Origin of the sequence: Pseudomonas fluorescens (genome assembly GCF_002022275.1) — a bacterium.
Lineage (GTDB): Bacteria > Pseudomonadota > Gammaproteobacteria > Pseudomonadales > Pseudomonadaceae > Aquipseudomonas > Aquipseudomonas fluorescens_AJ.
Map to the genome: position 1 here is coordinate 14,887 of NZ_MSDF01000030.1, position 19,021 is coordinate 33,907.

Sequence of the window (19,021 nt, forward strand, 5' to 3'; positions counted from 1 at the left end):
GGGCCTACAGAGGCCCTCTGCTTTTCTGACATGGACCGGACATGAACCAAACCAACCTGCAATTCAAAACCCTGCTGTTGCTGCTCGCTCTGGTGACCATCGCCTTTATCTGGATACTGCTGCCGTTCTACGGTGCGGTGTTCTGGGCGGTGATCCTCGGCATTATCTTCGCCCCGATGCAGCGCCGCCTGCAGCAGCGGTTCGCGTGGAACCGCAACTTTACGTCCCTGGCGACTCTGACGGTGTGCCTGGTGATTGCGATTCTGCCGGTGATCATCACTAGCGTGTTGCTGGTGCAAGAGGGGGCGACGCTTTACAAAAATATCGAAAGCGGCAAATTGGATGTGGCGGGGTATATCGAGCAGTTCAAAAACTTCTTGCCGCCGTATTTCCAGCACCTGCTGGACCGCTTCGGCATGGGCAACCTTGAGGGCCTGCGCGAGAAGATCGTCAAGAGCGCGATGCAAGGCAGCCAGTTCTTCGCCACTCAGGCGTTCAGCTTCGGCCAGGGCACGTTTGATTTCCTGGTGAGCTTTTTCATCATGCTGTATCTGCTGTTTTTTCTGCTGCGCGACGGCCCCGAGCTGGTACGCAAGGTACGCACGGCGGTGCCGCTGGCCGAACCGCAAAAGCGTCGGTTGCAGCTCAAGTTCAACCGGGTGGTGCGCGCTACGGTCAAGGGCAACGTGCTGGTGGCCGTGACTCAGGGCGCGCTGGGCGGTTTGATCTTTTGGTTTCTGGACATTCCCAGTGCGTTGCTCTGGGCGGTGTTGATGGCGTTTTTGTCGTTGCTGCCGGCGGTGGGCGCAGGGATTGTGTGGGGGCCGGTGGCCGCCTACTTCCTGTTGAGCGGTTCGATCTGGCAGGGCGTGGTACTGGGATTGTTCGGGGTCTTTGTGATCGGGCTGGTGGACAACGTGCTGCGCCCGATTCTGGTGGGCAAGGACACCAAAATGCCGGACTACCTGATCCTGATCTCGACCTTGGGCGGCCTGTCGGTGTTCGGCTTGAACGGGTTTGTGATCGGGCCGCTGGTGGCGGCGTTGTTTATGTCGAGCTGGGCGTTGTTTGTCGAAAGCAAGCCGCGGGTCAAGCTGCCATTACCCTAGGTATCAGGCCTGAAGCCTGAAGTTCGACGCGTAACGCAGTTGTTCTTCGGCGGCGGACAGCGAAGTGAGCGGGCCGCTGATGGGCTCGCCATCGCGTACCAGGTACCAGCAGGCCAACAGCCCAAGCTCCCGAAGAGGGGCGGGGACGGCGCTGCCGATGACGGACATGATCTGAACAGTGGGCATAAGTACCTCCAAGTGCTATGGAGGTCACCTTACGGGCCTGCGCCCTTCAGGAAAAATCACCTGTCTCGATAGTCGACATCAATGCAATGCGTTAATCCACGACCTGGTCGAGCATGATCACCACTTCCTGTTCACTGAGCAGGCCCTTGCGCACCAGATTTTCTGCCAGCAGCGCCAGGAATTTTGCGCTGCGATGGCCCTCCAGGTGTTTGAGTTCAGTCAGGGCGCTGTAGACCTTGCTGGACGTGCACAGGCCAGCGGTGCGGTGCGGGTTTTGCGTGGGCATGGTCAGTCGTCCTTAATTATTATCGGGTGGACCGGCTCGATAGTGAGTCTGTTTCGTGACGTAAACATGACAGTGCGAGCCTCGATCAAGCAAGTAGACAATCGACTCTCATGATGTGGGATTAGCGCCCATGCATTGTCCTCACAGCGACCTCGGCCGCTTGAATCCGGACCTTGCAGGCAAAAAAAAGGCCCCGCGTGTGGGCGAGGCCTGATCCTGTCATATCAACTGCGTGTTACCAACCGCGGCCGTAGTAGCCGTGGGGAGGGCCGTAGTAGCCGCGTGGTGGGCCGTAATAGACCGGCGCCGGGCGGTAATAAACCTGTTGTTGCACGTACACCGGTGGCGGCGGTGCATAGTAAACCGGTGGAGGCGCGGCATAGACCGGTTGCGGCTGGACATACACCGGTTGTTGCACGTAGACCGGCTGGGACTGGCTGGCGACTACGGAGCCGACAACGGCTGCGCCGATCAAACCACCCAATATGGCCGGGCCACCCCAACCACCACCGTGGGCGGAGGCTTGGCCTGCCATAGCGAGTGCGCCGATAAGCAAGGCGATTTTGGGGATTTTACGGATCATGGTCATTCCTCGGTTAGCCCCTGCGCTTGTGGTCTGCAATCGATAGACTCAAGGATTGTCGCGGGGATACTTTTAAGACAACGTATTTCTGAAAAACAGCACAGCCGATAGGTAAAGGTTGTGTAAGGTCTGTACCGAATTGCTTACTCAAAGGAGTTTTCCATGCAGATGCACCCCAACAAGGACACTCAACTGTGCATGTCATTGTCGGCGCGCCCCGGTAATTTTGGTTTACGGTTTCATAACCATCTGTACGAACAGCTGGGTCTGAACTTCTACTATAAGGCCTTCAGCAGCCAGGATTTGCCCGGCGCGATCGGTGGTATCCGCGCCCTGGGCGTGCGTGGCTGCGGGGTTTCCATGCCGTTCAAGGAGGCCGCCATTGCCTTGGTGGACGAACTTGACGATTCGGTTCAAGCCATTAATTCCTTGAACACCATCGTCAACACCAATGGGCGTTTGAAGGCCTACAACACTGACTACATCGCCGTCGAACAACTGCTGAAAAAGCATGCAGTGCCCAAAGACTCGACCTTTGCCCTGCGCGGCAGCGGCGGCATGGGCAAGGCGGTGGCCAGCGCCTTGCGCGACGGTGGTTATGCCAATGGCGTGATTGTGGCGCGCAACGAAACGGCGGGCCGGGCGCTGGCGCAAAGCCTGGGCTATGAATGGCAGGCGGAACTGGGTGATTTGCGCCCGCAGATGTTGGTCAACGTGACACCCATTGGCATGACCGGTGGGGCGGAGGCGGATGATCTGGCATTTGCAGCAGAAGCTATCGATGCTGCCGACACGGTCTTTGACGTGGTGGCGATCCCTGCCGAAACGCCGCTGATCGTGCGGGGGCGGGCCAAGGGCAAGCGCGTGATTACCGGGCTGGAAGTGATCGCGATTCAGGCGCTGGAGCAGTTTGTGCTCTATACCGGCGTGCGGCCGACGGATGAGCAGTTTGAGGCGGCGGTGGCCTTCGCCCGAAGCTAAGTAACGCTGGAGATCCAATGTGGGAGCGGGCTTGCCCGCGATGGCGTTGTGTCAGTCACAGATATTTGATCTGTCACACCGCCATCGCAGGCAAGCCAGCTCCCACCTTTGAGGTTGCGTCAGGCCTGTTCCAGCTGTGCCAAACGCTCTTCCAGCGCGGCTATCCGGGCTTCCAGCTCTTCAATGCGGTCCACGGAAACCCCAGCCCCGCGCTCCACCGGATTCCCCCGCGCCGACAGTATCGCCTCGATATCCGCCGGATCCCCCAGCGCATGGGTATAGCGATCTTCCCGCTGCCCGGCCTGGCGTGGCACCAACAGCGCCAGACCGCGCGCAATCAAACGCTCCAGCTGGTGCACCACCTGCTCGGCATCTTCAAAATCATGCATGCGCCCGCTGCGGGTCAGCAGTTCATTCACCGTCTGCGGTCCGCGTAAAAACAGCAACCCGATCAGGATCACCTGCGCCGGCACCAGTTCCAGCGCCTTCTCCACGCGATGTTCCCAGCGATCGGCACGGCTGCCCATCACCAGGCGGGTAAAGCCCTGGCCTTCCAGCGCCCGCAGGCTCTGGCCGACCTGGCCCTGGCTGAGGTTGGTGACCGGTTCGCGGCTGGTCTTCTGGTTGCAGGCCAGCACCAGCGCGTTGAGGGTCAGGGGGTAGGTCTCGGGGTTGGTCGCCTGTTTTTCGATCAGGCAGCCCAGGATGCGGATTTCCGTGCTGTTCAGGCGCGGCTCAGGGGTGTCGGTGTCGTGCTCGGCGGTCATCGCGCTTTCCCTATGCAGTGAAGTGCCTAGCCTAATCCTGAAAAAATAAAAGACAAGCGACTGGCAGGTCTATAATCGCCGCTGGTTCCAACCCTGCCATTACCGTGAGACTGTCATGACTATTTCCCTGTACGCCGCTTCCATCCCGGTCTTCAAGCAAATGCTCACCGCCCTGAGCGATGTGCTGAACAAAGCCGAAGCCCACGCTAGCGCCAAGAACATTGAGCCAAACGCCTTGCTGCAAGCGCGTCTGTTCCCGGACATGTTCCAGCTGGTGCGCCAGGTACAGATCGCTGTTGACTTCGCCAAAGGTGTTTCCGCGCGCCTGGCCGAGATCGAAGTGCCGAAATATGAAGATAAAGAAGTCACCTTCGCCGACCTGCAAGCGCTGATCGCCAAGGTGCTGGCGTTCGTCGACACCATCAAGCCCGAGCAAGTTGACGGCAAGGAAGGTATCGAGATCATCACCCGCCCGGGCACCCCGAAAGAGAAGCGCTTCAGCGGCCAGTCCTACCTGCTGACCTACGGCCTGCCGCAGTTCTTCTTCCACGTCACCACCGCTTACGCGCTGCTGCGTCACAACGGCGTGGAAGTGGGCAAGCGCGATTACATGGGCGCGTTCTAAGCTCGCGTTTGCTCTACCCGCCCGGGGCGCTTCTTGAATGAAGCCCCGGGCTTTTTTACGCCCGTTTTTTTCGTTACATGAGCCGGTGGAACCAAGTGCCGCAGACAACTCAATAGGAGGATCCGATCGTCCTGTTTGTCAGAGCCTTGGAGGCTAGCGAATTGAGTATCTCCCCCCTTCCCGCGATTAGTGCAAACCCTTATTTCGGTTCGATGCCCGTTTTACCCAACGCAGCAACGTTGGCCCGAACCCGACGCGAAGTGGCAACCGATGAGTCCGCGCCCAGGCGGTCTGCTGGCGATAAAGGCGACGGTGAAGTGGCGGTTAACCCTGCCGAGGTATCTCAAAACCGCGTCGATACCGACGCGGCGCTTATCTCTGCTCAAAAAAACATGCTTGGCAATAGGCGCGACTTGGTTACATTCAGGGAGGCATTGGTCAGCACCTTGGTGAAGGTTGGGGACTATTTGGAGCAACAATCGACGTTGCATGCCTACCTGTACCGAAATGTGCCCAACCCCCCGGCATACGATACAGACGCAGGGCTTCAGTCCTATCTGGGATCGCAGCAGATCAGGCTGGATCCTGACTCCAGCTTTCATCTGCATAACCAGCCGATGGCTGGCAAGTCCGTAAATTTGTTGCAGTTCATGACTGGCAACGGCTGGGAGCACCCGGTCAACGAGGACGACCTCGATAATATGACCCAGGAGTTGTTCCGTGTTGTGGAGCCGGGGCCACTGCAAGGTGATTTCGGTGGCGGGTTGTCATGGCCCGTCCCTTTTGACGCGCAGATACAACAGGATATTTACGATGCTGTTGCCTATAACTCACTGGAAGTACCTGAACTCGACAAACTCAAGTTGAGCCAGAACGCTTTCGGTTACCTGGCTCAAACCATGAACTGGACCGAAGAGGCCCTGAACAGTCCCCGGCAGGCCGTCATTGACCTGCTGAACAGCCCCACCGCGAAAGCCTTGGGCCACGCATTACGTGACGAGTTTGAAGGGGCGGGTAGTGTCGATGATTGGGTACTGATGGCGCTGCAGATAGGTCTTAACCGTGACGCCTTGTTAAAGCCTGACGAGAAGAACAAGGTAGCCGGCTTTGATTTGTCGGCGCGAGAACACTGGGGCAAGCCGCTGTCCTCTGTCGTGGCAGGGCTGACCCGGCACTTGAGCAAGTCCTATGGCCGTAATGCACCGGTGGCCGCCTACCTGCTGTTGTCGCATCACGCGCCAGAGCTATTGGTCAAACACCTGCCGGAGCATGTGACCTATGGCTCACCCGCTTGGGTGAGCCTCAAGTCCATCGTCGCCAAAGCCGAAATGCGCTCCCCTGGGCTGGCCGTGACCAAGCGCTATGAGCAACTGTTGAACGAAGACCTCAAACCCATTACCGCCGCAGAAAAGGACGTTGAAGCCCGGGCCGGGCAAGAGGGGCTGATTCATTGGGCTGTGGCTGATGGCGCCATTGCGAAGCGGCCGGATAACCACTACACCGCTGAAGAGATCGAGCGCGCCGCAACGCTCGCCAGTGAGCGTTTCGATACCTTGATGAACGCCTCGCAGGCGCAGCGTGCATCGGTCCCCAGTCGTAAGGCGTTGGCGCTCAGCCTGCTGAAAGAGCATTTGCCCAAGGCGCTCGGAAATATCGACCTTGAGAAAAAAATCCTCTTTCCTTCCGTGCTGGACCGGGACTTGAAAGGTCCGTATTCGATACTGGATATCTACTTGAACCCGCAGCAACACACAGTGTGGGAGTCCAACGACCCTGGCATTGATGTCGGATCCATCTCCAATGTGCTTCGCTCACTGCCTCCCGTTAACGAGCTGTTTGAAAAAAGTGTCACTGAGTTTGCCGACGGGTTCAAAGGCGCGTTGGAAGTGTCCGTCAAGCACATGATGTCGACGCTGCCGGTGGATGACAAAGAGGCGTTGGAAAAGGGGGCGTTGAAGTTCTACACCCAGGAAAACGTTACGCGTACGACCCGATATTCAGGTGCTTCAAGACTTTCGAGCGCCTCGCACAGCGACACTGTTGAGAACAAGGCGGTATTGGTCGAATCGATGTACCAGGGCAAGCGAAGAATTTACGAGATAAACACTCAGCGTGGCACCCTTCATGAGCGAGCCGATTTAACTGATGGGGTGAAAGCGGGGCTGGGTGAATGGCAATCTTCAGGGTCGAAAAACCCGAAGGTGAGTGTTCGCTCCAACATCAGGATCACTGAAGTGAAGCCTGGCGGGGTTGAAGAGGTTGCACAGCGGGCTGGAAGGCCTGACTCGTCCTCTCCTGTACCGACGTTCAATTCCCCGGGAACGCACTTCATTGCGCAGACCGTCGCCAATCAAATGTTCACGCCCAGTGAGCGCGAAGCCCTGATCAAAGCGGCCAGAGGCGTCACCACCTTTGATACTGAAGTGACGGTATTCGAGCAAATTCAGGCCGTGACCCGTGCATTGATACCTTTTGCGTCGGCCATCAACAGTTTCCAACAGGGCAAGATCGGCGAGGGGATTACTTTCCTCGCATTCGATATCTTCGGATTTGCAGTCGGCGGTGTGGGAGCACTCAGTAGAATTTCAAAGGCGGTGAAAGTCGGCGGTTCGGTGGGTGGCAAGGCAGGCAGGCTGGCGCGAGGATTGCTCAGTGCCGCCAATCCATTTGCCGGCGGCAAGGCCATTGTGAGCCGAGGGTTGCCACTGCAATGGTCCGCACTCGGTAAAGCAACGTTTTCCTGGAAGGTCATTTCGACTAACCGCAGTGTTGATCGGGTTTATCAGAGCAAGCCGAAAGATGTTGTTACCGGTACAGCGGGCGGTAGCGACGGGGCGAACGTAGTTGCTCAACAGGGTCCGATCACCGAATACTGGTACCGGTTTAACCTGAAGACCAACAAGCCTTATGGCACGCCGCTTGAGGGGTTTGAGGCCAAAAGCACCGCAGTTTGACACAACGTCACGTTACGGCTGAAAAGCCCGACTCTCAAAGTCGGGCTTTTTACCGATCAGGCCGTCTGTTTTTCCTGGCCCAGGCAAGCCGCCGCAGTAAACAGCACGTCGGTCGACGAATTCAGCGCGGTTTCCGCCGAGTCCTGCAGCACGCCGATGATGAAACCAACAGCCACCACCTGCATGGCGATTTCACTGGGAATGCCGAACAGGCTGCATGCCAGTGGAATCAACAGCAGCGAACCGCCCGCCACACCCGATGCACCACAGGCACACACCGCGGCCACCACGCTGAGCAGCACGGCGGTGGGCAGGTCCACCGTGATGCCCAGCGTGTGCACGGCTGCCAGAGTCAGTACGGTGATGGTGATTGCGGCGCCGGCCATATTGATCGTGGCGCCCAGCGGGATTGACACCGAGTAGGTGTCTTCATGCAAGCCCAGGCGTTTGCTCAACGCCAGGTTCACCGGGATATTCGCCGCCGAACTGCGGGTGAAAAACGCGGTGATGCCGCTTTCGCGCAGGCACATCAACACCAGCGGGTAGGGGTTGCGACGCAGTTTCCAGAACACGATGGCCGGGTTGATCACCAGCGCTACAAACAGCATGCAGCCGATCAACACCACCAACAGGTGTGCATAGCCGAGCAGTGCGCCAAAGCCGGACGTGGCCAGGGTCGAGGCCACCAGGCCGAAGATGCCCAGCGGTGCGAAGCGAATCACCACGCGCACGATCAGCGTCACGCCGTTGGACAGGTCATCAAGTACGGTACGCGTGGTTTCGCCGGCATGGCGAATCGCAATGCCCATGCCGATCGCCCAGGCCAGGATGCCGATAAAGTTGGCGTTCATCAGCGCGCTGACCGGATTGTCCACTACGCTGAGCAACAGGCTCTGCAACACTTCGCCGATACCACCAGGGGCGCTGACGGTGGCGTCGTGGGTGGCGAGCACCAGTGTCGAAGGGAACAATGCGCTGGCAACCACCGCGACCACGGCGGCGGCGAAGGTGCCCAGCAAGTACAGGAACAGGATCGGCTTGATATGGGTTTCCTGGCCATGCTTGTGGTTGGCGATCGACGCCATCACCAGCACAAACACTAGAATCGGCGCCACGGCTTTGAGCGCGGCGACAAACACTTTGCCAATGAACCCGGTGGCCTTGGCCGCTTCGGGCAGCAGCAAGGCCAACAGTATGCCGGCGATCAGACCGATGACGATTTGTGTGACCAGGCTGACGCGTGTCAGTCGCTGAACGAGGGAAGGGGCAGCAGTCATAAACAGATGTCTCTGGTTTTTTTAGTAGGGCACAACATTGCAGGCAGAAAGTGCTGTAGGAAGTAGGTGCAAAGTCTAGCATGCTGTAGGAAGCGTCCCATTTTGGTGCGGCATTCCGTCACCCGCGCCCGTAGGCTTTGGCCAAATCCAGACATACTCTGTTAATATTCTCTCCTCTCACCTTTCCTATCCGTCAGCGGGCCCTTCGGGCTGTCGTTGATGTCGTCGTTTGCGGAGTTTTCATGCTGTTTCCCATCCTGCTGCTGTCAGCCGCCGGCTTTACCGTGTTGACCACAGAATTCATCATTGTCGGCCTGTTGCCGTCCATTGCCCGGGACCTGAATGTCAGCGTGTCCCAGGCCGGCTTGTTGGTGACCTTGTTCGCCTTCACGGTGGCGGCGTTCGGTCCGTTCCTGACCGCGTATTTCGCGCGGTTCCAGCGCAAGCGGTTGTTCATCACCATTCTGTTGATGTTCGCTGCCGCCAACACGGTCGCGGCATTGGCGCCGAATATCTGGGTGATGGCCGTGGCGCGTCTGATCCCTGCGCTGGGCTTGCCGGTGTTCTGGGCCCTGGCCAGCGAAACGGCGGTGGATATCGTCGGCCCGGAATACGCCGGGCGTGCCATCGAGAAAATCGGCTTCGGCATCGTCTGCGCCACGGTGTTTGGCATTCCGGTAGGTACGCTGATTTCCGACATGTTCGGTTGGCGCACCGCGTTCGCCATCCTTGCCGTGGTCGCGCTTGCCAAGGCTTTGCTGCTGTTTATCTACCTGCCAGTCACCACGCCGAAAAATGCAGAGGTGACGCTGCGCTCGCAGTTCAAGATCCTGCGCAACCCGCTGATGCAGGGCCATATCCTGCTGTCGATCCTGGTGTTCAGCGGCATGTTTACGGCTTACACGTATTTGGCGGACATCCTCGAGCGCCTGGCCGGTTTTGACGGCACGCTGGTGGGCTGGTGCCTGATGGGCTTCGGCGCGGTCGGCCTGATCGGCAATTCACTTGGCGGGCGCGCAGTGGATCGCCACCCGTTGATAGCGTCCATGGTGTTCTGCGGTTTCATGATCGCGGGCATGGTGGCGCTGGTGCCGGCGATTCACTCCAGCATTGGCCTGGCGGCGGCGATGGCGGTGTGGGGCGTGACCCAGGCGGCGATGTTCCTGGTCAGCCATGTACGCTTGATGAAGGCGGCGCCTCATGCGCCAGCGTTTGCTGCATCGCTGAACATTGCCGGGGCCAACCTGGGGATTGGTCTGGGCGCGATGGTCGGCGGGCATGTCATCGACACCCTCGGCCTGGGCAGCCTGGGCTTTGCGGCGTCCGGGTTTATCCTGGTGTCGATCCTGTTGGCGTTGTGGCTGATGACTGCCAAACAGTCGGCTGCTGCCAGCGTCTGAGCCGTCAGGGCAGGGCGGTAAACAGTTCCCGTCGAGCGCCTTCGGTAATCGCCACGATGCCGGGGTGCTTGACCTTGCGCTCTACCGAGATCGCGTAGAACGACTCGGTAACCGCATCGGTCTGGCCAACCAGCGCCACGCCGTACTGGCGCACCACCTCATCGGCGATCACGCTGGGGGCGATAAAAATCCCGCTGCCGGATTGGCCAAACGCCTGCATCAACGCGCTGTCGTCAAACTCGCCGATGATCTTCGGCTGAATCTGCTGCTCGGCAAACCAGCGCTGCAAACGGCTGCGCACGACCGTCTCCGCGCCCGGAATCAACAGCGGCGCGCCGTGCAAGCAGTGTGGGAAATCGCCGCCATACCTGTCCGCCAATGCCTGGGTAGCGAAGAAACTGATGCCGCATTCCCCCAGTTTCTGGCTGTAGCCTTTGATGTCCAGGTGTGTGGGCATCGGGCTGTCGGAAATCACCAGGTCAAGGCGTTGGATCGCCAGGTCGGCGAGTAGTCGTTCGAGTTTGTCCTCGCGGCAGGTGATACGGATCGGCTCGCTCAGCTCCATGGTCGGCGCGATCAGCCGGTAGACGATGGACTTGGGCACCACATCCGCCACGCCCACCCGGAACAGGATCTGCTGTTCGTCCGGTTGGGCGCGCAGCATCGCCTCCAGCTCATTGCCGGTCTGGAACATCTGCTCGGCGTAAGGCAGCGCCTGACGCCCGGCTTCGGTCAATTCCAGCTGGCGTCCCACACGCTGAAACAGTGCCACACCGAAGGTTTGCTCGAGCAGGCTAATCTGCCCGCTGATGGTCTGGGGCGTGAGGTTCAGTTGCTCACAGGCGCGCACGATGCTGCCCGTCCGGGCCACCACCCAAAAGTAATGCAGTTGTCGATAATTAAGCATCAGCGTCTACACTTCGTAAAAATCGAAGTATACGTGAGAAAAATACGAATTTTCCTGAACTGTTTGCCTGCATAGAATGCCTCGCTATCGAGGGGCCACTATTTGGACCCAATGGTTCTAACGAGGAATACATCATGAAACTCAATTCTCTCGGCGCAGCGTCGTTGCTTGCGCTTTCATTGGTAGTGATCAGCGGTTGCGATCAGGTTGAAAAGAGTGCGCAACAGGTGATGGGCAAGGCCACCGAGTCGGCCAAACAAGCCATCGATGACACCCACAAAGCCGCCGAGCAGGCGTTGAGTGAGGCGACCCAAGGCTTGATCAGCCCGAAGAAGGAGAAAGAGGAAGCCGAAAACGCCTCTGAATCCGACACCAAAGAAACCTAATTTTAAAGCCTCACCACGTCAGGACTGACCTATGGACTACCTTTTACAACTGGCCGCCAGCCCCACAGCGTGGGTCGCCCTGGCCACCTTGATCGTGATGGAAATCGTGCTGGGCATTGATAACCTGATCTTTATCTCGATCCTCACCAACAAGTTGCCCGAGAAGCACCGGGCCAAGGCGCGGCGCATCGGTATCAGCATGGCGTTGGTGCTGCGCCTGGGTCTGTTGAGCACCATCGCGTTTATCGTGCAGTTGACGGCACCGGTGTTTGAAATCTTCGGTCAGGCGTTCTCGTGGAAAGACATGATCCTGATCGCCGGTGGTCTGTTCCTGGTATGGAAGGCAACCACTGAAATCCATCACAGCATGGACCCGGAGCCCGAGGAGAAGGCAAGTGTCAGCAATACCGTCACCATTGGTTTTGCTGCGGCGATTGGTCAGATTCTGCTGCTCGACCTGGTGTTTTCCATCGACAGCATCATCACCGCGGTGGGCATGACTGAGCACTTGCCGATCATGATCATTGCCGTGGTGGTCTCGGTGATCGTGATGCTGGTAGCGGCTGAACCGTTGGCCAAATTCATCAACGACAACCCGACGGTGGTGATGTTGGCCCTGGGCTTCCTGATCATGATCGGTATGACGTTGATCGCTGAAGGCTTCGGCGCCCATGTGCCAAAAGGCTACGTGTATGCAGCGATGGCGTTCTCGGCAGCGATTGAGTGCCTGAACATTGCACGACGCAATCGCCACCAGCGTTTGCTGGCTGCCAGGCAGTAACGGCAGAAACCAAAAGGCCGGCTGTGCGCTCAAGCGCCCAGCCGGCCTTTTTTTGGGTTCAGATGTCGGAACTGACTTGGGTCGCGTCCGGGCAGGTCTGCTGGCCGTTGTCCAGGCCTTGCTTGTAGTTGCGGCTCAACAGCGAGGCCTTGCCGTTGTGCCAGGTCAACGTCAAGACATACAGCGTGTCGTAATCGCTGCCGGACCAGTCGTCGGTGATAGTGTGCTTTTCGCCGGAGGCTTCGCTGGCTACCTTGTTGATCAGTTCCGGCAGGTAACCATGGGACCAAGCGGTGTAAATGGTCGCGTTGTGGTACTTGTCTTCCACCAGTTCGTCGGCGAGCGCGTTGGTGTCGTTGGCGGAGAACTTGATATTCACCGGCAGGCCGAGCTTGATCGCGCTGGGGCTGATGGTCATCAGTGGGCGAATGTAGCTGTAGGAATTGTCCTTCTCGCCTTCCTCGACATTCCGCGTAGGGTTCGGGGCAAATACGTAGTTGGCCTTGCCGAATTTCTCCGGCAACACAGTCGCCAGGTTCATCGCGCGGTTCAGGCCTTGGCAATTGAGTTGGCCCAGGCCGCCGGCGGGTTTTTCGCCGTGACGCAGAAACACCAGGGTTTGCACGCCGTCCACCGGGCCGGCGCTGCTGATGCGCGCTTCCAGGGTCAGGCCGATTGCGCCACCGGCCAGTAGCAGCGGCAGCATGATGTATGAATAGCGTTTGAGTCGTTGCGCAAGGCACAGAGGCTTGATCGTCATTATAGGTTCGAGTCTTCGTGCTTCGGATTAGGCGGACAAGCCGGACCTCAGTGACGCTCGTAGCGTCCTGCGGTGTTCCGTGTCGTTGTAACGGGGTGTCTCCTTTCACCGTAATAGCGCACTTAAGAGTCCACATCGACGCTTTGGTTCGCCTGCGCGGCAGAATAGCGTGGCCATGTTGCGTATTGATGACCCATGCAGAACGCCGGGCAGGTGGCTATTATGGGGGCTTTCTGCCCAGGGGCTTTCCGATGAACGCACTCGCCGCATTCCCGATCAACAGCAAATGGCCCGCCCAACACCCGGAGCGTTTGCAGCTGTACTCGTTGCCCACGCCCAATGGCGTCAAAGTTTCGATCATGCTCGAGGAGCTGGGCCTGCCCTACGAGGCACACAAGGTCAGTTTTGAAACCCAGGACCAACTCTCCCCGGAGTTCATGTCACTGAACCCCAACAACAAAATTCCCGCGATCATCGACCCGAATGGTCCGAGTGGGCAGCCGCTGGCGTTGTTTGAGTCAGGGGCGATCCTGATTTACCTCGCGGAAAAAACCAGCCAGTTGCTGTCCGAAGACCCGGCCACCCGCTACGAAACCATTCAGTGGCTGATGTTTCAGATGGCCGGTATCGGCCCGATGTTCGGCCAGGTGGGGTTCTTCAACAAGTTCGCGGGCAAGGCCTACGAAGATAAACGTCCGCGTGACCGCTACGTGGCCGAGTCTCGGCGGTTATTGGAAGTTTTGGAAAAACGCCTGTTGGGCCGCACCTGGATCATGGGCGACGCCTACAGCATCGCCGACATCGCCACCTTCCCGTGGATTCGCAACCTGATCGGTTTCTACGAATCCGGCGATCTGGTCGGCATCGCTGACTTCCCTAACGTACTGCGCGCGCTGGACAGCTTTGTCGCACGTCCCGCAGTGATTCGTGGCTTGAGCATTCCGGGTTAACGCATGCCGATTTTCGATTTCAAACAACTGGATGTCTTCAGCAGCGTCTCGCTCAAGGGCAACCCGCTGGCGGTGGTATTGGGCGCAGACAGCCTGACCGACCAGCAAATGGCCGACTTCGCCAACTGGACCAACCTCAGCGAAACCACGTTTTTGCTGACGCCGCGTGATCCGCGAGCCGACTACCGGGTGAGAATTTTCACCACGCTCAAAGAGCTGCCGTTTGCCGGGCACCCGACGCTGGGCAGTTGCCATGCCTGGCTGCAAACCGGGGGCGTACCGAAAGGCGAAGAGATCATCCAGGAGTGCGAAATTGGCTTGGTGCGTATTCGTCGCCAAGGTGAGCAATTGGCGTTTATTGCGCCGCCGCTATTACGTTCCGGTGCAGTGCAAGCGTCGTTACTGGCGCGTGTGCACCTGGCCTTGGGCCTGCCTTTGGAGGCCATTGTGCGCAGCCAGTGGGTCGACAACGGTGCGGGGTGGCTGGCGCTGATGCTTGCCGATCGCCAGCAACTGCTTGGCCTGCGGCCCGATTATTCGCAACTGCACGGTTTGGCACTGGGCGTGATCGCCCCGTGTGACCCGGTGCGTGACGATGTGGACGCAGACTTCGAGGTGCGCGCGTTTATCGCAGGTGATGGCGCTCAGGAAGACCCCGCAACCGGCAGCCTGAATGCCGGCGTTGCCCAATGGCTGCTGGCCGAGGGGCTGGCACCTGATCGTTACGTCGTCAGCCAGGGCACCGCCATTGGGCGAGCGGGGCGTATTTACGTTGAACGCCAAGGTGATGAAATCTGGGTCGGAGGTGCGGTGGCGGTGTGCATCGACGGGCATGTACGGCTCTAGATCAATAAATTGTTACGCGTCGCGCAATACACTGTTGGGTCCTTGGCGTTTGTGCTGCCTACGCCGGTGGGCATAAGCTTTCGCCCCAACTATGTTCCCCTCTGTCAGGATCGCCATGACCAGCCAGTTTCCCCAAGCCCGTCCACGCCGCCTGCGCCGCTCCCCGGAGCTGCGTGGCTTATTCCAGGAAACCGAATTCACCCTCAACGATCTGGTGTTGCCGATTTTCGTCGAAGAAGAGATCGACGATTTCGTGCCGATCACCAGCATGCCGGGTGTGCAGCGCATTCCTGAGAAGAAGTTGGCGGCCGAGATCGAGCGTTACGCCCGCGCGGGGATCAAATCGGTGATGACCTTCGGCGTATCCCACCACCTGGATGCGAACGGCAGTGACACCTGGAAAGAGCGCGGCCTGGTCTCGCGCATGTCCTCGATCATCAAGGACGCCGTGCCGGAAATGATCGTGATGTCCGACACCTGCTTCTGCGAATACACCGACCACGGCCACTGCGGCGTGATGCACGGCGCCCACGTCGACAACGACGCCACCCTGGTCAACCTCGGCAAACAAGCCGTAGCTGCCGCCCGCGCCGGTGCCGACGTAATCGCGCCGTCCGCCGCGATGGACGGCCAGGTCCAGGCCATCCGCCGCGCTCTGGACGACGCCGGTTTCACCCATATCCCGATCATGGCCTACTCCACCAAATTCGCCTCCGCCCTCTACGGCCCGTTCCGCGAAGCCGGCGGCAGCGCCCTCAAAGGCGATCGCAAAAGCTACCAGATGAACCCGATGAACCGCCGCGAAGCCGTGCGCGAATCCCTGCTCGATGAACAGGAAGGCGCCGATGCGCTGATGGTCAAGCCAGCAGGCGCTTACCTCGACATCATCCGCGACATCCGCGAAGCTTCACGTTTGCCGGTGGCGGCGTATCAGGTGAGTGGTGAGTACGCGATGATCAAATTTGGCGCCCAAGCGGGTGCTATTGACGAGGCGCGAGTGGTGCGTGAAACGCTGGGATCGATCAAGCGCGCGGGGGCGGATTTGATTTTTACGTACTTTGCGATGGATTTGGCGGTGGCGGGGATTTAATTCCGCCTCTTAATCCCGTGGCGAGGAGCTAGCTCCTCTCGTCGCGGGAGCTTCGCACCACCTCTAAACCGATTCGGCCCAGCGTTGGCAGAAGTCGTGTTGCTCCTGAATATCGTTGGTGAGATTGCTTTCGTCGTAAGAGAAAATATGCACAAGCTCACCCTCAGGAATACCCATAGTCATCTCGTAAGCAACAAGACCGTTAGACATGTGCGAAGACATTCCTGATGTGTGTACGTTGATTTTTGCGCCTTTGCATAGAAATTTTATATCTCTCAGATCTGCCCTCATTAAACCGAAGCAATCGTAGAGGTCCAGTGCTGTGTAGGTTTTTCGTGCACCATCACGCTGCACTAGACTGAGAGTAGGCTTGTCCCCTTTGTACTCGATCAAAGCGCTTTCAGGTATACCGTTTTTGATGATGGTGATTTTACGTGATTTCATGAGGACTCCCTATTCGGGGTCAATAGTGTTTATCCCTTGTAGGTGCCGTGTTCATTCGCTGGAAAGGCGATTTTTAGAGGGGCGTTGAGCGTAGTTTTTACCATGTTGATTGGTCTTCGAGGCTTGCTTTTTCAAGGTCGTCTCGCCAGCCCTCATTTGCGAGTTTGAAAATGGCTTCGAAAAATTTTCTAGGATTTTCCATACAGTCCCACCCGCAAGGTAGTGAACAATGCGAGGTCAGGTCTTGGCGCAAAACTTTAGAAAAGTTGAATTCGCTGTCATCGAGTGCTGCACCTAAGACATCCATTAAACTCTTTTTGTGTCTGTAGCTTAGATCTGAGCTCCTGTCGATTATCAGATGTTTGATCAGATAGGCTCTATCTTCGGGTAGATTTATGTCATAAGTCGCGATAGCGACTCCCAGAGAATCCTCACGGTCGTAAATATCGAATCCTCCGAGAAAATATTGCAGTTTTGGCACGTACGGTAGGTTAAGAAAAGGGTGCTTCAACATTTGAGTTTACTCACAGGGAATGCGGTGTAGGGTTGTTTTGTCTCGCGATCGAACTTTACAACGGCTCCGTTCATGTTTTCGTTGAGCTTGGGAGACTCGAGAAATTTTTCATTAGGTGTGTAGCCCCGCCCGCACCCTTGCATTTCCATTTCAACAATGGGGTTTCCATATTCATCTTCTCCCGTAAAAAGCTCCAGTTTGCGTGACCCTCTCGAGGTGGCTTCTTCAAGTACTGCAAGTTGTACTCTGTAATTTTTGAATTGGGCGCTTGGTTTTATCGCGCCTTTTTCTCCGGTTATAGGATTTGTACCGTCAATATTTCGCTGTTTGAGGGCTGTATCGGATATTTCGGCGCTATGGTTTTTAACGATGCTCATGGGTTTTCCTTTCTTTGAAGGGGAGAGACAGGACTCGTGCGGTAGATGAAGTCTATGGTGATTTGTTCGCGGTAGCTTCAGCCTTATAATTTAATAAGCAGCTAAGTAAGATTGTCATGAATTCTCTTTTGTCCAGAATCTCGTCTTCAAAAAACGTGTCAAAGAGGTAAAATACGGAGTCGAAGTTTTCGTCTGTGGCTAAAAAGTGTTCGAGTGTATTTATGAACCATTGCTGTTCATCTTCTCTGTATGAAAGAAATTCTGGCTTTGTCAATACATCGAAAAGTTCGGAAAGTTCGCTGGCGTCGTTGACGTTTTTCGAAGCTATGATTTCTTCTCTATCTAGATCTTTAGTGTTTTCGATGCAGTAGGTGAATAGAAGGCCGCGAAGTATCTTAAGTTTAGGTTGTTTGGTCATTTTTAAAACTCCGTAAAGGCAGTGATGGGTTTTCCGTCTCTATTTAAATATACGATCGCTTTTTTTTGCTTTCCATATTCAAGACCATTTCTTTTGTATCCTTCACCTATAATTTTCCCCATGTCCATCGGGTCTGGTATTTCAGCTCTTCCGTTAAGTTTGAATATTAGTATTGCGCGATCAATCGCATTTAGCTGATCTCTATGGCTTAAAAAGTGAGTAGCTGCACTTGGAGGCCTGGGTTCTCCTCTCCTTCTTCCTCGATCGAAGGTCTCAATTTCTCCTGTGGTGGGGTTTCTAGCTGTCCTGACGCGCTCAAGTTGAGATTCCAGTGTCGTTTGTGCTCCGTGCTTTTCAAGAAAGTGCGCCCCAGGGATTGATGCCTCCAGTTCTGTTAAGCGCCGATGAGCATTTGCTTCGCCAAGCTCATTGATACGTGCCCGTCTCTGCGCACGAGTCAGTTGCGGTAAAGCTGGTTCCCCTTGATTAACCCCTGCCGTTGGTTCTCGGAGTGTACTGTCTGGCTTGCATCCATTCTCGCCCGGGCACGAATTCAACCCCAGCGGATCAACCCACCCCGTCGGATTGGGCACGTACTGGTACGCGTTGATCCCACCGGCCAGCCTCACCGGGTCTGGCGTCAGGTAACGACCCAGATCTGGATTGTAGTAGCGATGCCGGTTGTAGTGCAGGCCGCTTTCCGGGTCGAAATATTGGCCTTGGAAGCGCAGCGGGTTGTCGATTTTTCCGACATCCAACCGGCTGATTTTGCCGTAGGCCTTGTAGTGTGCAGACCAGACGATTTCGCCATCTGAGGCGGTGAGTTCCTGCGGGGTGCCGAGGTGGTCGAGTTGGTAGTGGTAGGGCTTGGTTTCTTTTGGGCCGAAGCCTTCGAGCAGGGCCAACGGGCGGAAACTGTCGGGTTCGTAGAGGTAGCTGCGGTGGCGATCCGCATGATGCTCGGCTATCAGCTTGTCGCCTTGCCAGAAGAACTCTGTGGTTATGTCGTCAACGGTTTTACTGATGCGGCGGCCAAACGGGTCGTAGCGATAGCTGGCGGTTTGGCCGTTGGGTCGGGTGATGCCAGTCAACCGATGCTGGCAGTCGTATCGGTATTCGGTGATCAGCCTATGTTCACGCCCACGCCGTTCCCGGATCAGATTGCCAAAGGCGTCGTAGTCGTAATGATGATCGCCCTGAATCGCCAAGCGGTTCCCGGCCACGATGTCCGGTCCGGGGCGGTCCTGCATCAGCAGGTTGCCCGCCGGGTCGTGGCCGAAGCGTTCCTGTTCGTCGTTTGAGCGATCGACGCGGGTCAGGCGGGCGAGGGGGTCGTATTGGTAGTGGTGTTCGCCTTTGCGGGTGTCGTGGATGCGGCTG

22 protein-coding genes are annotated in these 19,021 nt (G+C 57.3%); 10 read left to right on the forward strand and 12 right to left on the reverse strand.

Features of this window, described 5'->3' with window-relative positions:
- Window positions 1-41 precede the first annotated feature (41 nt).
- Window positions 42-1,109, forward strand: a complete 1,068-nt coding sequence (locus BFW87_RS21770) for an AI-2E family transporter (protein ID WP_078741779.1) — start codon at window positions 42-44, stop codon at window positions 1,107-1,109.
- Window positions 1,110-1,112: 3 nt separating this feature from the next.
- Here BFW87_RS21770 and BFW87_RS21775 read toward each other — a convergent pair whose 3' ends face one another.
- The 3 genes from BFW87_RS21775 to BFW87_RS21785 all read right to left on the reverse strand — a co-directional run bounded on the left by BFW87_RS21775 (window position 1,113) and on the right by BFW87_RS21785 (window position 2,170).
- The gene (locus BFW87_RS21775; protein ID WP_078741780.1) at window positions 1,113-1,295 is read right to left on the reverse strand and encodes a hypothetical protein; all 183 of its coding nucleotides are present in this window, start codon (window positions 1,293-1,295) and stop codon (window positions 1,113-1,115) included.
- Window positions 1,296-1,386: 91 nt separating this feature from the next.
- Window positions 1,387-1,581 carry a hypothetical protein gene (locus BFW87_RS21780; protein WP_071483469.1) on the reverse strand — a complete coding sequence of 65 codons (195 nt, stop codon included), beginning with the start codon at window positions 1,579-1,581 and terminating at the stop codon, window positions 1,387-1,389.
- Window positions 1,582-1,816: 235 nt separating this feature from the next.
- Window positions 1,817-2,170 (reverse strand): hypothetical protein, encoded by a 354-nt coding sequence (locus tag BFW87_RS21785; protein ID WP_078741781.1) that lies wholly within the window; start codon window positions 2,168-2,170, stop codon window positions 1,817-1,819.
- A 156-nt stretch (window positions 2,171-2,326) separates the two neighbouring features.
- On the opposite strand from BFW87_RS21785, the gene BFW87_RS21790 reads away from it, so the two are divergent.
- Entirely contained in the window at window positions 2,327-3,145 is an 819-nt protein-coding gene (locus tag BFW87_RS21790) for a shikimate 5-dehydrogenase (RefSeq protein ID WP_078741782.1), read from the forward strand.
- A gap of 119 nt (window positions 3,146-3,264) precedes the next feature.
- Here the strand turns inward: BFW87_RS21790 and BFW87_RS21795 are convergent, their stop codons facing one another.
- A complete protein-coding gene (locus tag BFW87_RS21795; RefSeq protein ID WP_078741783.1) occupies window positions 3,265-3,912 on the reverse strand; it encodes a YceH family protein in 648 nt (215 codons plus the stop codon).
- A 115-nt stretch (window positions 3,913-4,027) separates the two neighbouring features.
- Here BFW87_RS21795 and BFW87_RS21800 point away from each other — a divergent pair, with 115 nt between their 5' ends.
- A complete protein-coding gene (locus BFW87_RS21800; protein WP_078741784.1) occupies window positions 4,028-4,537 on the forward strand; it encodes a DUF1993 domain-containing protein in 510 nt (169 codons plus the stop codon).
- A gap of 161 nt (window positions 4,538-4,698) precedes the next feature.
- Window positions 4,699-7,491 carry a hypothetical protein gene (locus BFW87_RS21805; RefSeq protein ID WP_176159801.1) on the forward strand — a complete coding sequence of 931 codons (2,793 nt, stop codon included), beginning with the start codon at window positions 4,699-4,701 and terminating at the stop codon, window positions 7,489-7,491.
- 56 nt (window positions 7,492-7,547) lie between these two features.
- Here the strand turns inward: BFW87_RS21805 and sstT are convergent, their stop codons facing one another.
- Window positions 7,548-8,768, reverse strand: a complete 1,221-nt coding sequence (gene sstT / locus BFW87_RS21810; protein WP_078741785.1) for a serine/threonine transporter SstT — start codon at window positions 8,766-8,768, stop codon at window positions 7,548-7,550.
- A gap of 242 nt (window positions 8,769-9,010) precedes the next feature.
- Here sstT and BFW87_RS21815 point away from each other — a divergent pair, with 242 nt between their 5' ends.
- Window positions 9,011-10,168, forward strand: coding sequence for an MFS transporter (locus BFW87_RS21815; RefSeq protein WP_078741786.1), 1,158 nt, complete (start codon window positions 9,011-9,013; stop codon window positions 10,166-10,168).
- Between the two features lie 4 nt (window positions 10,169-10,172).
- Here BFW87_RS21815 and nhaR read toward each other — a convergent pair whose 3' ends face one another.
- The gene (gene nhaR, locus BFW87_RS21820; RefSeq protein WP_078741787.1) at window positions 10,173-11,075 is read right to left on the reverse strand and encodes a transcriptional activator NhaR; all 903 of its coding nucleotides are present in this window, start codon (window positions 11,073-11,075) and stop codon (window positions 10,173-10,175) included.
- 134 nt (window positions 11,076-11,209) lie between these two features.
- On the opposite strand from nhaR, the gene BFW87_RS21825 reads away from it, so the two are divergent.
- Entirely contained in the window at window positions 11,210-11,461 is a 252-nt protein-coding gene (locus BFW87_RS21825; protein WP_078741788.1) for a hypothetical protein, read from the forward strand.
- Between the two features lie 31 nt (window positions 11,462-11,492).
- Complete coding sequence (locus tag BFW87_RS21830; protein WP_078741789.1) at window positions 11,493-12,242, forward strand: TerC family protein; 750 nt, start codon at window positions 11,493-11,495, stop codon at window positions 12,240-12,242.
- A 58-nt stretch (window positions 12,243-12,300) separates the two neighbouring features.
- On the opposite strand, the gene BFW87_RS21835 is transcribed toward BFW87_RS21830, so the two are convergent.
- Window positions 12,301-13,002, reverse strand: a complete 702-nt coding sequence (locus BFW87_RS21835) for a histidine phosphatase family protein (RefSeq protein WP_078741790.1) — start codon at window positions 13,000-13,002, stop codon at window positions 12,301-12,303.
- Between the two features lie 251 nt (window positions 13,003-13,253).
- Here BFW87_RS21835 and BFW87_RS21840 point away from each other — a divergent pair, with 251 nt between their 5' ends.
- The 3 genes from BFW87_RS21840 to hemB all read left to right on the forward strand — a co-directional run bounded on the left by BFW87_RS21840 (window position 13,254) and on the right by hemB (window position 15,888).
- Window positions 13,254-13,952 (forward strand): glutathione S-transferase N-terminal domain-containing protein, encoded by a 699-nt coding sequence (locus BFW87_RS21840; RefSeq protein ID WP_078741791.1) that lies wholly within the window; start codon window positions 13,254-13,256, stop codon window positions 13,950-13,952.
- 3 nt (window positions 13,953-13,955) lie between these two features.
- Window positions 13,956-14,798, forward strand: coding sequence for a PhzF family phenazine biosynthesis protein (locus BFW87_RS21845; protein WP_078741792.1), 843 nt, complete (start codon window positions 13,956-13,958; stop codon window positions 14,796-14,798).
- Window positions 14,799-14,913: 115 nt separating this feature from the next.
- Window positions 14,914-15,888: a porphobilinogen synthase gene (gene hemB / locus BFW87_RS21850; protein WP_078741793.1), complete on the forward strand. Its 975-nt coding sequence runs from the start codon at window positions 14,914-14,916 to the stop codon at window positions 15,886-15,888.
- A 63-nt stretch (window positions 15,889-15,951) separates the two neighbouring features.
- On the opposite strand, the gene BFW87_RS21855 is transcribed toward hemB, so the two are convergent.
- From BFW87_RS21855 to BFW87_RS21875, 5 genes are all read right to left on the reverse strand, one after another.
- The gene (locus BFW87_RS21855; RefSeq protein WP_078741794.1) at window positions 15,952-16,332 is read right to left on the reverse strand and encodes a hypothetical protein; all 381 of its coding nucleotides are present in this window, start codon (window positions 16,330-16,332) and stop codon (window positions 15,952-15,954) included.
- 97 nt (window positions 16,333-16,429) lie between these two features.
- Complete coding sequence (locus BFW87_RS21860) at window positions 16,430-16,846, reverse strand: hypothetical protein (RefSeq protein WP_078741795.1); 417 nt, start codon at window positions 16,844-16,846, stop codon at window positions 16,430-16,432.
- A complete protein-coding gene (locus BFW87_RS21865; RefSeq protein ID WP_254865925.1) occupies window positions 16,840-17,223 on the reverse strand; it encodes a hypothetical protein in 384 nt (127 codons plus the stop codon). The genes BFW87_RS21860 and BFW87_RS21865 overlap by 7 nt, the downstream gene beginning before the upstream one ends.
- A gap of 52 nt (window positions 17,224-17,275) precedes the next feature.
- The gene (locus tag BFW87_RS21870; RefSeq protein ID WP_078741796.1) at window positions 17,276-17,641 is read right to left on the reverse strand and encodes a hypothetical protein; all 366 of its coding nucleotides are present in this window, start codon (window positions 17,639-17,641) and stop codon (window positions 17,276-17,278) included.
- A 2-nt stretch (window positions 17,642-17,643) separates the two neighbouring features.
- Window positions 17,644-19,021, reverse strand: a 1,378-nt coding sequence (locus tag BFW87_RS21875; RefSeq protein ID WP_078741797.1) for an RHS repeat domain-containing protein, incomplete at its 5' end; no start/stop codon positions are given.

Coding starts and splice junctions, on each gene's coding strand:
- BFW87_RS21770 (WP_078741779.1), top strand. CDS start 42: ATGAACCAAACCAACCTGCAATTCAAAACCCTGCTGTTGCTGCTCGCT.
- BFW87_RS21775 (WP_078741780.1), bottom strand. CDS start 1,295: ATGCCCACTGTTCAGATCATGTCCGTCATCGGCAGCGCCGTCCCCGCC.
- BFW87_RS21865 (WP_254865925.1), bottom strand. CDS start 17,223: ATGAGCATCGTTAAAAACCATAGCGCCGAAATATCCGATACAGCCCTC.
- BFW87_RS21795 (WP_078741783.1), bottom strand. CDS start 3,912: ATGACCGCCGAGCACGACACCGACACCCCTGAGCCGCGCCTGAACAGC.
- BFW87_RS21780 (WP_071483469.1), bottom strand. CDS start 1,581: ATGCCCACGCAAAACCCGCACCGCACCGCTGGCCTGTGCACGTCCAGC.
- BFW87_RS21830 (WP_078741789.1), top strand. CDS start 11,493: ATGGACTACCTTTTACAACTGGCCGCCAGCCCCACAGCGTGGGTCGCC.
- sstT (WP_078741785.1), bottom strand. CDS start 8,768: ATGACTGCTGCCCCTTCCCTCGTTCAGCGACTGACACGCGTCAGCCTG.
- BFW87_RS21845 (WP_078741792.1), top strand. CDS start 13,956: ATGCCGATTTTCGATTTCAAACAACTGGATGTCTTCAGCAGCGTCTCG.
- BFW87_RS21790 (WP_078741782.1), top strand. CDS start 2,327: ATGCAGATGCACCCCAACAAGGACACTCAACTGTGCATGTCATTGTCG.
- hemB (WP_078741793.1), top strand. CDS start 14,914: ATGACCAGCCAGTTTCCCCAAGCCCGTCCACGCCGCCTGCGCCGCTCC.
- BFW87_RS21835 (WP_078741790.1), bottom strand. CDS start 13,002: ATGACGATCAAGCCTCTGTGCCTTGCGCAACGACTCAAACGCTATTCA.
- BFW87_RS21785 (WP_078741781.1), bottom strand. CDS start 2,170: ATGACCATGATCCGTAAAATCCCCAAAATCGCCTTGCTTATCGGCGCA.
- BFW87_RS21860 (WP_078741795.1), bottom strand. CDS start 16,846: ATGTTGAAGCACCCTTTTCTTAACCTACCGTACGTGCCAAAACTGCAA.
- BFW87_RS21870 (WP_078741796.1), bottom strand. CDS start 17,641: ATGACCAAACAACCTAAACTTAAGATACTTCGCGGCCTTCTATTCACC.
- nhaR (WP_078741787.1), bottom strand. CDS start 11,075: ATGCTTAATTATCGACAACTGCATTACTTTTGGGTGGTGGCCCGGACG.
- BFW87_RS21815 (WP_078741786.1), top strand. CDS start 9,011: ATGCTGTTTCCCATCCTGCTGCTGTCAGCCGCCGGCTTTACCGTGTTG.
- BFW87_RS21855 (WP_078741794.1), bottom strand. CDS start 16,332: ATGAAATCACGTAAAATCACCATCATCAAAAACGGTATACCTGAAAGC.
- BFW87_RS21825 (WP_078741788.1), top strand. CDS start 11,210: ATGAAACTCAATTCTCTCGGCGCAGCGTCGTTGCTTGCGCTTTCATTG.
- BFW87_RS21800 (WP_078741784.1), top strand. CDS start 4,028: ATGACTATTTCCCTGTACGCCGCTTCCATCCCGGTCTTCAAGCAAATG.
- BFW87_RS21840 (WP_078741791.1), top strand. CDS start 13,254: ATGAACGCACTCGCCGCATTCCCGATCAACAGCAAATGGCCCGCCCAA.